The organism is Lysinibacillus sp. RS11 (genome assembly GCF_042019215.1).
In the GTDB taxonomy this organism is placed as follows: domain Bacteria; phylum Bacillota; class Bacilli; order Bacillales_A; family Planococcaceae; genus Lysinibacillus; species Lysinibacillus xylanilyticus_A.
The window spans coordinates 1058749-1071226 of sequence record NZ_CP168124.1 but is presented as its reverse complement, the minus strand read 5'-3'; the positions used below and the strand labels follow the sequence as shown (position 1 = coordinate 1071226).

The 12478-nt window shown below is 38.7% G+C and carries 14 protein-coding genes and 1 other annotated feature; of the genes, 6 read left to right on the top strand and 8 right to left on the bottom strand.

Annotated elements, in window-relative coordinates; all coding sequences use genetic code 11:
- Nucleotide 1: 1 nt before the first annotated feature.
- The 5 genes from AB9L17_RS05215 to lspA all read right to left on the bottom strand — a co-directional run bounded on the left by AB9L17_RS05215 (nt 2) and on the right by lspA (nt 4616).
- Entirely contained in the window at nt 2-880 is an 879-nt protein-coding gene (locus AB9L17_RS05215; protein WP_068983227.1) for an aspartate carbamoyltransferase catalytic subunit, read from the bottom strand.
- Nucleotides 881-1094: 214 nt separating this feature from the next.
- Nucleotides 1095-2423: a solute carrier family 23 protein gene (locus tag AB9L17_RS05210; protein ID WP_068983228.1), complete on the bottom strand. Its 1329-nt coding sequence runs from the start codon at nt 2421-2423 to the stop codon at nt 1095-1097.
- Between the two features lie 20 nt (nt 2424-2443).
- Nucleotides 2444-2986: a bifunctional pyr operon transcriptional regulator/uracil phosphoribosyltransferase PyrR gene (pyrR, locus tag AB9L17_RS05205; protein ID WP_068983229.1), complete on the bottom strand. Its 543-nt coding sequence runs from the start codon at nt 2984-2986 to the stop codon at nt 2444-2446.
- A 242-nt stretch (nt 2987-3228) separates the two neighbouring features.
- A complete protein-coding gene (locus AB9L17_RS05200; protein ID WP_375200168.1) occupies nt 3229-4140 on the bottom strand; it encodes an RluA family pseudouridine synthase in 912 nt (303 codons plus the stop codon).
- Entirely contained in the window at nt 4137-4616 is a 480-nt protein-coding gene (gene lspA / locus AB9L17_RS05195; protein WP_068983231.1) for a signal peptidase II, read from the bottom strand. The genes AB9L17_RS05200 and lspA overlap by 4 nt, the downstream gene beginning before the upstream one ends.
- A 110-nt stretch (nt 4617-4726) precedes the next feature.
- Between lspA and AB9L17_RS05190 the strand changes: the two genes are divergently transcribed.
- Genes AB9L17_RS05190 through AB9L17_RS05170 form a run of 5 tightly spaced genes read left to right on the top strand, consistent with a single transcriptional unit; the run spans nt 4727 to nt 5695 of the window.
- Nucleotides 4727-4903 carry a hypothetical protein gene (locus AB9L17_RS05190; RefSeq protein WP_375200167.1) on the top strand — a complete coding sequence of 59 codons (177 nt, stop codon included), beginning with the start codon at nt 4727-4729 and terminating at the stop codon, nt 4901-4903.
- Nucleotides 4900-5106, top strand: a complete 207-nt coding sequence (locus AB9L17_RS05185; RefSeq protein ID WP_375200166.1) for a hypothetical protein — start codon at nt 4900-4902, stop codon at nt 5104-5106. Before AB9L17_RS05190 ends, AB9L17_RS05185 begins: the two co-directional genes overlap by 4 nt.
- 57 nt (nt 5107-5163) lie before the next feature.
- Nucleotides 5164-5331, top strand: a complete 168-nt coding sequence (locus tag AB9L17_RS05180) for a hypothetical protein (protein WP_375200165.1) — start codon at nt 5164-5166, stop codon at nt 5329-5331.
- Complete coding sequence (locus tag AB9L17_RS05175) at nt 5328-5474, top strand: hypothetical protein (RefSeq protein ID WP_375200164.1); 147 nt, start codon at nt 5328-5330, stop codon at nt 5472-5474. The genes AB9L17_RS05180 and AB9L17_RS05175 overlap by 4 nt, the downstream gene beginning before the upstream one ends.
- Nucleotides 5471-5695, top strand: a complete 225-nt coding sequence (locus tag AB9L17_RS05170) for a hypothetical protein (RefSeq protein WP_375200163.1) — start codon at nt 5471-5473, stop codon at nt 5693-5695. The genes AB9L17_RS05175 and AB9L17_RS05170 overlap by 4 nt, the downstream gene beginning before the upstream one ends.
- Nucleotides 5696-5729: 34 nt before the next feature.
- Here the strand turns inward: AB9L17_RS05170 and AB9L17_RS05165 are convergent, their stop codons facing one another.
- Nucleotides 5730-7298, bottom strand: coding sequence for a cation acetate symporter (locus AB9L17_RS05165; RefSeq protein WP_375200162.1), 1569 nt, complete (start codon nt 7296-7298; stop codon nt 5730-5732).
- Nucleotides 7299-7328: 30 nt separating this feature from the next.
- Nucleotides 7329-7661 (bottom strand): hypothetical protein, encoded by a 333-nt coding sequence (locus AB9L17_RS05160; protein ID WP_223552563.1) that lies wholly within the window; start codon nt 7659-7661, stop codon nt 7329-7331.
- 198 nt (nt 7662-7859) lie between these two features.
- Between AB9L17_RS05160 and AB9L17_RS05155 the strand changes: the two genes are divergently transcribed.
- Complete coding sequence (locus AB9L17_RS05155; protein ID WP_223552562.1) at nt 7860-9077, top strand: AraC family transcriptional regulator; 1218 nt, start codon at nt 7860-7862, stop codon at nt 9075-9077.
- Nucleotides 9078-9279: 202 nt separating this feature from the next.
- Here AB9L17_RS05155 and ileS read toward each other — a convergent pair whose 3' ends face one another.
- Entirely contained in the window at nt 9280-12048 is a 2769-nt protein-coding gene (ileS, locus tag AB9L17_RS05150; RefSeq protein WP_375200161.1) for an isoleucine--tRNA ligase, read from the bottom strand.
- 202 nt (nt 12049-12250) lie between these two features.
- Nucleotides 12251-12470, bottom strand: a binding site (T-box leader).
- Nucleotides 12471-12478: the final 8 nt, after the last annotated feature.

The window sequence follows — 12478 nt, the reverse complement described above, 5'->3', positions numbered from 1 at the left end:
ATTATTCTCTCCCCTTTAAAATTGTTTCGACAATAGCCATTCGCGTATATACTCCATTTCGAACTTGCGCGAAAATTCGAGAACGCTCGCATTCAACTAGCTCTGAAGCAATTTCCACATCACGATTGACCGGTGCTGGATGCATAATAATGGCCTTTTCCTTCATTTGTTTTTCACGTTCAATAGTTAAACCGTACTCGTTATGATAACTCTCTTTTGAGAAGCTTTTATTAACCTTATGACGTTCATGCTGCACACGAAGTAACATAATCACATCACTTATTTCGATTAAATCATCCCAAGAGTGATGTGCTTCGAAACCGCCAGCCCACTCTTCTGGACAAAGAAAATGAACATTTGCCCCCAATCGCTGTAACGCTGATGCATTTGATTTTGCTACACGGCTATGGGATACATCCCCAGCGATTGTTACATTCAACCCTTCAAAAGAACCAAACTCTTTTTTGATTGTATAAAGATCCAGTAATGATTGGGATGGGTGTTGACCTGCACCATCACCTGCGTTAATGATTGACACATTAATGCCTTCTAGCAGTTCATTGTAATACTCGTCTTCTTTTGCGCGAATGACTACCGCATCCATACCAATCATTTCTAACGTTTTTACCGTATCGTACATTGTTTCCCCTTTAGTGACACTTGAAAAACCCGCATCAAATGGGATAACAATACAGCCAACTTTACGCTCTGCCATTTCAAAGCTCGTTTTCGTACGTGTACTCGGTTCAAAAAATAAGTTTGCTACGTTGTATTCTCTAGATAACAATGATGCTTCACCATTTTCAAAAGCTTGCGCACGATCTAGAATGTGGTTAATTTCTTCAGTTGTTAAATGTTCCATCGATAATAAGTTCTTCATCATGTAACCTCCATTAGATTGTGTTTCATGAACGTCTATGTATAAACGTTCCGTATTCAGTAAGCTGAATATAGTAAAAGCCCCGCTGATGTCATCAACGAGGCATAAGGAGGCGTGACAAACTAGAGCAGAACATATTCCTACGTTTAGCTTGTCTACAACTTCCCTTTTTTTGCCTCTCTGGACAATTCATTAAAAGGTACTACTTATTTAATTAATCTTCTAAAATTTCTTTCTCTCGCCCTGGTAATACTAAGTTTAAAATCACACCTATAATTGCTGCTAATGCCATACCTTCAAGGGCAAATGACTCAGAGAATCTAAGTGCAGCACCGCCGATTCCTACTACTAAAATTACAGATGCAATAACCATGTTTCGATTATTCCCAAAGTCTACTTTACTTTCAACTAGCATACGTAAACCACTAGACGCGATAATACCAAATAATAAGATTGAAATACCACCAAGAACTGCGGTTGGTATTGTTGAAATTAATGCCATGGCTTTCCCAAAGAACGACACGACAATCGCAATGACTGCTGCTCCCATGATAACATACACGGAATAGACACGTGTGATTGCTAAAACACCTATATTTTCACCGTATGTTGTTTTCGGTGGTCCGCCGATTAAGGCACTCAGCAATGTCCCTAAACCATCCCCTAAAATTGATCGGTGAAGGCCTGGATCTTTGACATAATTTCGATTTACTACTTTCCCCAAAACTAATTGGTGACCTATATGTTCTGAAATCGTTACGATGACGATTGGTACCATTGCAAGTAAAATTTTAGCTGTAATATTGAATTCATAGTCCACACCTGGTATCAAAAAATCCGGTGAAGCGAAAAATGATGCTTCTTTTACTGGAGTGAAATCAACGATTCCAATAAACACTGAGTAGATATATCCAACAATTAGACCCATCAGAATAGGCATAGCACTTAAAATATTCTTAAAGTATACCGTGAATATAATCGCTGCTAATAAAGTAACTAAAGCCGCTGAAAAATGTAATCCACTGTATTGAGATACAGTTTCAACAACCCCCGTTGTCTCATTCACCTGTTCTACATTTATATTCATTGCCATATTTACTGCTGTACCTGACAGTCCTAAACCAATTACGATAATAACGGGTGCCACAACAATTGGTGGTAGCAAACGCATTAACCATTTATAACCTGTCTTCCAAATGATTAAAGACACAATTCCGTAAACTAGGCCGACTGCTAGTGCCCCAATCATCGCATTCCCCGGATTCACACTAGCATTATTTGTATCTAATCCATTCGCTGCAATTAGAATTGGTGAGATGAAAGCAAATGATGAACCTAGATAGGCTGGTACTTTAAACTGTGTTACTAATAAGAAAACAAGTGTAGCAATCCCACTCGTTAAAAGAGCAATTGCTGGACTAAGACCTACCAATTGAGGGACTAAGATCGTTGACCCAAACATGGCAAACATGTGTTGGAAACTTAATGTCACTAGTTGGACTGGAGTCGGTTTATCCTGAATATCTAATACTGCTTTTGACATAGTGTTTCCTCACTTTATCGTTAGTCTTCTTTATAAATAATGACGCAATCTTCGTCGTCTACCTCTTGTAAATTTACTACTATACGCTCGGATCCAGATGTTGGAACATTTTTACCAACATAATCAGCTCGTATCGGAAGCTCTCTATGACCTCTGTCGATAAGGACTGCCAGTTGAATTTGTCCAGGTCGCCCTAAATCCATCACTGCATCTAGTGCTGCTCGTACTGTACGCCCAGTGTATAATACATCATCAACTAGTATAATCTTTTGATTCGCTACAACGTAATCAATATCAACTTGCTCTACATGCGCCTGCTCGTTTTCATGCTTTGTTGATAGATCATCTCGATAAAGTGTAATATCAAGCTCCCCAGTACGAATTGCTTTACCTTCAATTTTTTCAATTCTTTCTGCAAGACGTTTTGCGAGAAAAGCACCTCGCGTTTTAATACCGACTAAAATACATTCATCGATCCCTTTATTACGTTCAATAATTTCATGAGCAATTCGTGTTAATGCTCTTGCCATTGATGGGCCATCTAATAGCTCATTTTGTGCCATGTAAATTTCCTCCTCTCTTCTATCTATTGTTGGTCATGTGTCCATAAAAAAACCTCTCGAGGCGAATAGCCTGAGAGGGTTGTATACGTGTTTAAATAGCATGTTGAAAAAATTTGCAGCACAAATTTTAAGCAACACGATCACATGTACCTTCTCAGCCTCTCTGGACTGTCATTAAAGGTGAATATTTAGTTAAGTTGTTCATTTCACTTTCGTTAGTATAGACCTTCTTTTACTATCCGTCAATGCCTATTTCGTAAATCATTTAATAATTGTTCATAATCAGCAGGAAGTGGTGTTTCAAACTCGATATATTCGCCAGATGCAGGATGATCGAATCCTAAAATTCCCGCATGTAATACTTGTCCACCGAAGTCTATTGTCTTTTTTGGTCCATATTTTGGATCACCAACAAGTGGGTATCCAATATAATTCATATGCACACGAATTTGATGAGTTCGTCCTGTTTCTAAACGACATTCCACTAGTGTATAGTCGCCAAAGCGTTCAATCACTTCGAAGTGAGTTACTGCATGCTTTCCATTATCGACAACCGCTTGTTTTTGACGATCTTTTTGATCGCGTGCAATAGGTGCATCAATTGTTCCTTTATCATGTGCAATATGTCCGTGTACTAGCGCAGTATATTTACGAGTCACTGTTTTATTGACTAGCTGATTCACTAACGATTCATGAGCCGCATCATTTTTAGCAACCATTAATAACCCTGAAGTGTCTTTATCAATACGATGCACAATTCCTGGACGCAGAACACCATTAATGCCTGATAAATCCTTACAATGATACATTAAACCGTTTACAAGGGTACCTGCCATATGTCCAGGTGCTGGATGCACGACCATGCCCTTTGGTTTATTCACAACAAGGACATCCGCATCCTCATAAACAATATCAAGGTCCAAGTTTTCAGCAATAACATCTAATGGCTCTGCTTCAGGTACATCTATTTCCACTAGATCTCCTACTTTTACCTTATACTTCGCCTTGACAATCTCTCCATTTACTTTAACAATACCTTCAGTAATCCAATTTCCAATTTGTGTACGAGACCATTCTGATTGCACACTTGAAAGCGCCTTATCAATGCGCTCTCCCTTTTGCTGTTCTTCCATTGTATATGATACTTGCGTCATTCTTTCACCTGTTTCTTTTCTTTTTTATCTTCAGCGATTAAACCAATCATTATTACCACTACAGCAATTGTTAAAGCTGCATCTGCAATATTGAAGATTGGGAAATCATAATTAATTACCGGAACTAATACATCTATAAAATCGACCACTTCGCCTCTAAATAAACGATCAATAAAATTACCTATCGCTCCGCCTAATAAGAGCATTAAGCCTACTTGAAAAATAGGTTTCCCCTTTGCCTCTTTATGATAATAGTAAATAACGGCACATATAACAACTACAGTGACAATCGTAAATAGCCACATACGCCCTTCAAGCATGCCCCATGCTGCCCCTTTATTTCGATGAGACAATATTCCAAACCATGGATCCCATACTGAAATTCGTTCACCAAACTCCATATTTTTCACAATTAGCCATTTTGTCCATTGATCTAATAGGACAACGAATGCGGCCAATCCATAATATTTATACACAGTCATTCCTCCGTTCACTCAACATCTAACCTATTCTACCATAACAGCCCATCTCAGAATAACTAATATAGCACGAAAATATGGCTGAATACTTTATGTGGGGATGATTTTTGCTCCGAAAGCGTTTTCTTGTGGGCGTTCGCTTTGCTATCCATCGTTTCGACTCTTCTTTCCGTCGCTCTCGGCTTTCTTTCCGTCACTTTGACTCTTCTTTCCGTCGCTCTGGGTTTCTTCCGTCGCTTCGTCTCTTCTTTCCGCCGCTCTCGGCTTTCTTTCCGTCGCTTTGACTCTTCTTTCCCTCGCTCTGGATTTCTTCCGTCGCTTCGTCTCTTCTTTCCGTCGCTCTGATTTTCATCCGTCACCTTGGCTCTTCTTCCGTCGCTTCATCTCTTCTTTCCGTCGCTCTTGGCTTTCTTTCCGTCATTTTGACTCTTCTTTCCGTCGCTCTGGGTTTCTTCCGTCACTTCGTCTCTTCTTTCCGTCATTTTGACTCTTCTTTCCGTCGCTCTGGGTTTCTTCCGTCACTTCGTCTCTTCTTTCCGTCGCTTTGACTCTTCTTTCCGTCGCTCTGGGTTTCTTCCGTCGCTTCGTCTCTTCTTTCCGTCGCTCTCGGCTTTCTTTCCGTCGCTTTGACTCTTCTTTCCGTCACTCTAGCTTTCTTCCGTCGCTTCGACTCTTCTTTCCGCCGCTCTCGGCTTTCTTTCCGTCGCTTTGACTCTTCTTTCCATCCCTCTGGGTTTCTTCCGTCGCTTCGTCTCTTCTTTCCGTCGCTCTCGGCTTTCTTTCCGTCGCTTTGACTCTTCTTTCCGTCGCTCTGGGTTTCTTCCGTCGCTTCATCTCTTCTTTCCGTCGCTTTGACTCTTCTTTCCGTCGCTTTGACTCTTCTTTCCGTCGCTTTTGGTTTCTTCCGTCGCTTCATCTCTTCTTTCCGTCGCTCTTGGCCTTCTTTCCGTCGTTCTGGTTTTTCTTTCCGTCGTTTTAACTCTTCTTTCCGTCATTCTGGCTTTTCTTTCCGTCACTTTGACTCTTCTTTCCGTCGCTTTTGTTCCCACAAAAAAACTATTGCCATCACTTCATAAGTAATGGCAATAGCTTTTCAATTTCTATTCAAATCTAGACTGTTTCAGATTCCTTTGAATGTACACGTCTCATGAAATCATTCACATCAGCCGGTACTTTTCGATCTAATAATGACACGATAATAACCGATAAGAAGCCAGCTGGTACTGTCACAATGCCAGGAATTTTAAATTGCAAAAAGCTTGGCAGCGTTCCAGGTAAAAATATCATCCACATAGATACCCCAAGTCCAATAAGTAAGCCCGCAATTGCTCCTTTTTCTGTCATTCCTCTCCACCAAATACCTAATATAAATATTGGTGTAAATGTACTCGCCGCAACAGTAAAGGCAAGAGCCACTAAATGTCCGATGGATGCATCCTTAACAAGTAAGCCCAATGCTCCATATAAAATACCTAATATCACAATTGCTACTTTCCCTGCAATCACTCGTTGTTTTTCTGTAATATCCTTTTTCATAACACTTGCATATAAATCATGAGCCAATGCCCCTGAGCTTGTGATAAATAATCCTGATAAATTTGAGAATATGGCCGCAAATGCCCCCGCGATGACAAGCCCAAGAAGCCATTTGCCTCCTAGTGCAAGTGCTGTTGTAGGAATAACCATATTGTTCCCACCAAGTACTAAATCTCGCATTACTTCCTCACTTGCAGTACCCGAGATAAAAATAGAACGGCCTACAACACCTAGATATACAGCTAGTAAGAAAAACGCACTTGCAATCCCAATCGCCATAAGCGCTGATTTACGAGCTGCCTTTGCACTTGGATTTGTATAAAATCTTAGTAATATATGTGGTAAACCAATCGTACCTAATGCTAAACCTATTGTCATACTAATAGTTTGCCAAAATGTTGGAAAATAAAAGCCTGTCCCTGTCCAAGCAGCACCATCAAAATTAATATCCTTTCCATCTAAAGCATATGGTGAAGTCCCTGTAATAGGGCCGCTAAATGAATTAATAGCAGCTAAAATCTTATCATAATGTAAACCGCTATACATTGCTGCGATCAACATAACAATAAACGCACCAAGGCGAATCCAAAGCTCTAAAGCTTGGTTGATTGTTGTTCCTTTCATACCACCTATTCCTACATAGAAAATCATTACGATACATGTAAAGATGATACCAAATTCATAAGAGGTACAAAAAAACATACTTAAAATTTGTGCTGCACCTAATAATTGTGGCGCTGCATAAAAACCAGAAATCGCTAAAACTACAGCTACTGCTACTAGTCGAGCTCGTTTGCTATGAAAACGATAAGCTAAAAAATCAGCAACGGTAAATGCACCAAAACGTCTTAATGGACCTGCCACAAAAATTGCTAACAATGTTAATCCAATGGAGAAGCAAAATGCATAATAAGCACCATCATATCCTAATTGAAAAGTCAAACCAGCTATCCCAAGGAAAGTAGCTGCACTTAAATAATCTCCTCCAATTGCCGAACCATTTGTAAACCAACCAAAACTTCTTCCCCCTACAAAGAAGTCAGATGCCGTTGCATTTCTTTTTGTTAAATACGTAATATATACAATTGTTCCCATTAAAGCAATGGTCATTAACATCTTCGGTTCTAATAGAGCTTTTATCATTTAACAAATCCCCCCCTAAGCTAAAGCTACTTACTTAAGTATTTCGTATTTCTTTAGGCGTTTTTCGTACAATGCTGTATGCACATAGGCAATAATAAATGCCATTGCCATCATTACGACTGTTGTCACAAACCAGGTAACTGTTATACCACCCCAAATTTTCTTAAAAGCAAGTTCTGGAGCAAACCAGTTCATCACTGGAATACTAAAAATTAAAATGAAATAAAATACCGTTAAGCCAAAACCTGTCGTAAACTCATCTTTCATAATTTGGTTAGTAGTTGCATCTAGTGGTGGAAGATCCTTCACATCTACTGTTCCAGCTTCCACGTATTCATAATCATGACTCCCTACTTCTGCCATATTTCAAATCCCCCTTTCTATCTGGGTAAATAATTATCTGAAATTTCAAATTATTATTTACTACAATTATTTTATTCTATTTAACCCATAATTTAGTTACAAAATATTGCTGTATTAGTACAAAAAAATGCTATTTTAAGTTAAAATATTTTTATCATTTTTCATTTACAACGAAAGGGAGTTGTTAGCATTTTAAACATGGTTTGGTATATTGAAAATTCAAACGAAAAACAACAAATGGGCTACTGGTTAGAAGAATTTCTACCTCATACCTTTATGAACTGCGAAGAATTCAAAACAGAAGATGTCGCTCTCATTTTCTATGAAATCAACCGCTTATTTGACTGGGTAAAGATAAATCGGTTAAAAAGAAATTATCCTAACAGTATAATTGTCCCTATTGTTGCAGAACACCTTACTTACTCAACTGGTATAGCAATTGAACTAAATTTGCCCGCACTTCTCATAAAACCATTACAGAAGGCAAAATTTCTGCGAATTGTTAAAAAGCTTTATACGTCCTATAAAGAAAAACAGGCAAGTACTATTACAATGCTTGAGCTATCACAGCAAATTTCACAAGACCATACTTCCCCTTTCCGAGAAGCCTTTTTAAAACGACTTATACGGGGAGAAGTTGAAAATGAGCAGGAAATTATCCAGTCTGCTTCTTTTTTATCAAAAAATTGCATCCCAAATATCGTGTTTTTAATTCAGGGCTATATAGATGTGAATGAAAATCGACCTATCCTTTATGATGCGAGCAGTGTTATAGCAAATGTATTTCGTCAAAACTTTGCTAACAACGCACCTTTATCCTTTTTAAATTTTGAACGTTATTTATTGTTGCTTATGCGCCTTCCAAATGAATACACATCATTTAAGCATTGGTCTGAGGGGGTAGCTTGTTTACTTGAGGTTATTGAAGTGTTAAAAAAAGATTATGGCATTCATCTTTTTATGGGGATTGGCGGTGTTTTTCAGGACGCCATGCAAGTTAAAGAATCTTATAGCCAAGCGCGAAAGGCGCGGAGAAAACCACCTGTCCATAATATTCATATACGATTTTATGAAGATTTAACAAAGCACGAATCGCTTCAAAAGGCTATCCACTATATCGAAGAACACTATGATGAACAAATAACGATTAGTGATGTTGCCAAATATATTAACTTTAGTTCTACGCATTTTAGTAGATTGTTTAAAAAAGAGACTGGTCGTAATTTTGTGGATTATGTAGCTTTTACACGTATCATCAAGACGCTACCCTATTTACGAAAATACGATTACACCATTGAAAAAATTTCATCCATCTGCGGTTTTAACACTCCTAATTATTTCAGCATCACGTTTAAGAAGTATGTTGGCATATCTCCAACTGACTACCGCAATACGCAAGAAATATTATTTAAATAGTTCATAACGCATCGTTGAGTAACTAAACCTATAAAAAGAATCTGCTAGACCTCCATAAAAGTAAACAACGCAAGCCCCCCTTCATCAAGGAGACTTGCGTTTTTATTACATAGCATGCAAATTCTTGTTCTTAGTTTGCATTCCTGTTTGTTTTTATCAATTATGCCTCGGCATAATTGCGTCTTGAATCGGCTGAAAGAACTTAAACGTAATATTTTTCTACTACTTCTGCACAACGTGTACATACTGTTGGATGCGCTTCATTTGAACCAACTGTTTCAGAAATTGACCAGCAACGCTCACATTTTTCGCCTGTTGCTTTCTCTACAACAATCGATGCATGTTCTAGAGCTAATGCATTTGCAGGTGCCGCTTCTATTGGTGCTACTTCAAAGGCAGAGACGATTGAAAGTTGCGCAAAGTCAATGTTTGCATCTTTCAATAAAGCTGCCACATCTTCTTTTGCATAAACTGTCACTTTTGCTTCAAGTGATTTACCGATTGTTTTTGCATTACGAGCTTCCTCTAATGCTTTTAAAAGATCATCACGAACATCAATGATTTTTACCCATTTTGCACGTAGACTTTCAAAGTTTTCATGTTCATCAACCTCTGGGAAGTCTGTTAATTGTACAGATACCTCTTCGACAACACCTTGAGCATGTAAATAAGACCACATCTCATCAGCTGTATGAGGGATAATTGGTGACATCACTTTTACTAACGTCATTAATGTGTCATAAATAACTGTTTGCATTGCACGGCGATCTTTGTTGTCATTGCCTTCAATGTATACAACGTCTTTTGCAATATCTAAATAGAATGAAGATAATTCTACCGCAACAAAGTTATTCACTGCATGGTAAACGGCTGCGAAATCATAGCGATCGTAAGCAGCACGTACAGTTTTTAACACATCTTGTAGACGCATATAAACGTATTGATCCATTTCACGAAGGTCTGCATACGCTACTCGATCTTTCGCTACATCGAAATCAGCTACATTGCCGTGTAAGAAACGGAATGTGTTACGGATTTTTCGATAAACCTCAGATACTTGCTTCAACATATCCATCGAGATACGAACATCGGCTGTATAATCCACTGAAGCAACCCATAAACGAAGAATATCTGCTCCGTATTGATCCATAACCTTTTTCGGGATAATGACATTTCCTAAAGATTTACTCATCTTACGACCTTCACCATCTAGAACGAAACCATGTGTTAATAATCCCTTATATGGTGCATAGCCATTAATAGCTACTGACGTAATTAAAGATGAGTTAAACCATCCACGGTGTTGGTCAGAGCCCTCTAAATATAAATCAGCTGGATATTTCATACCACGTTCTACTAATACACCTTGGTGTGAAGAACCTGAGTCGAACCACACGTCCATAATATCATTTTCTTTTGTAAATTCGCCGTTCGGGCTACTTGGATGTGTGAAGCCTTCAGGTAATAATTCTTTAGCCGTTTTTTGGAACCAAATATTTGACCCATGTTGACGGAATAATGCTGAGATATGGGCAATTGTTTCTGGTGTAATAATTGGCTCACCATTTTCAGCATAGAAAATCGGAATTGGAACACCCCATGCGCGCTGACGTGAAATTACCCAGTCTCCACGGTCACGAATCATATTATAAAGGCGTGTTTCACCCCAAGCAGGTGTAAATGCTGTTGATTTCACAGCTTCTAGTAACTCATCACGGAATGCATCAACAGACGCAAACCATTGTGGTGTTGCACGATAAATAACTGGTTTTTTCGTACGCCAGTCATGTGGATAAGAGTGCGTGAAGAAGTTAAGCTTTTCTAATGCGCCTACTTCTTTTAATTTTTCTGTGACCATTTTATTTGCATCATTGTAGAATACACCTTCAAAACCAGGTGCCTCATCTGTATAGCAGCCACTATTATCAACAGGACTAAGAATTGGTAGACCATATTGCTTACTAATATGATAGTCATCTTCCCCGTGTCCTGGTGCTGTATGAACACAGCCAGTACCCGCTTCAGCAGTTACGTGCTCTCCAACCATCACAAGCGATTCACGGTCATAAAATGGATGCTGTGCAACAACTCGATCTAGTGCCTCACCCTTTACTTCCTGAACTACTTCATATGCATCCCACTCAAGTTCGTTAGCAACAGTTTCTAATAACTCTTTAGCAATGATGAATTTTTTATCTACAACTGCTACAACAACATAGATAAATTCAGGGTTTACAGAAATCCCTAAGTTCGCTGGAATTGTCCAAGGTGTTGTTGTCCAGATAATAAATTTAGCATCTGCTGGTACAACATCTTTAGCATCTTTAATTGCAAAGCTTACATAAATAGACGCCGATTTAATATCTTGATATTCAATCTCTGCTTCTGCAAGTGCAGATTCAGATGATGGAGACCAGTAAACTGGTTTTAAACCTTTATAAATATAGCCTTTTTCAGCCATCTTGCCGAATACTTCAATTTGACGTGCTTCAAATTCAGGCTTTAATGTAATATATGGATTTTCCCAATCACCGCGAACACCTAAACGGCGGAATTGTATACGTTGGTTGTCGATTTGCTCGTAAGCATACTCTTCACACAATTTACGGAATTCAGCAACAGACATTTCTTTGCGCTTTACACCTTTGTTCGTTAGAGCCTGCTCGATTGGTAAACCGTGTGTATCCCAACCTGGAATATAGTTTACATGGTAACCAGTCATAGAGCGATGACGTGTAATCATGTCTTTCAATACTTTATTCAAAGCGTGACCGATATGGATATCACCATTCGCATATGGAGGGCCATCGTGTAACACATATTCAGTGCGTCCTTCAGTGCGCTCCATCTGTAATTTGTTAATGTCCATTTCATCCCATTTTTCTTGCATCTTCGGTTCATTTGCCGGTAAGTTTCCACGCATTGGGAAATCTGTTTTTGGCATTAATAAGGTATCTTTATACTCAACCATTTTTCAATTCCTCCTTTATTTTTACAAACAAAGAACATATGCACTAAGGCTTTCATTCACATACGACAGTTATTAGCAAAATCAACACATTTTAACAACGAGAGTATAAGTTCAGATTTAGGATTCAAAGCATTTATCCATTTCACATTATAGAAATGAAAGCCTTCCGCCATTTGAACATAAAAAAAGCCTCTCAATCCCTCAAAGGGACGAGAAGCTTATACTCGCGGTACCACCCTAATTGCAGCACAAAATTGTACTACCACTTAAAGCACGTTAACGTCGTGCATCACGAAATAACTTACTTCATTCAGTTATTTAGCTCCGAAGTGATGTTCATTGTTATTTGCATGTTTGGGCTCACACTATCCCCAAATCGCTTAACTACGCCTAACAAATACTGTCTTCGTCTCTGCCTGTATGCATATCT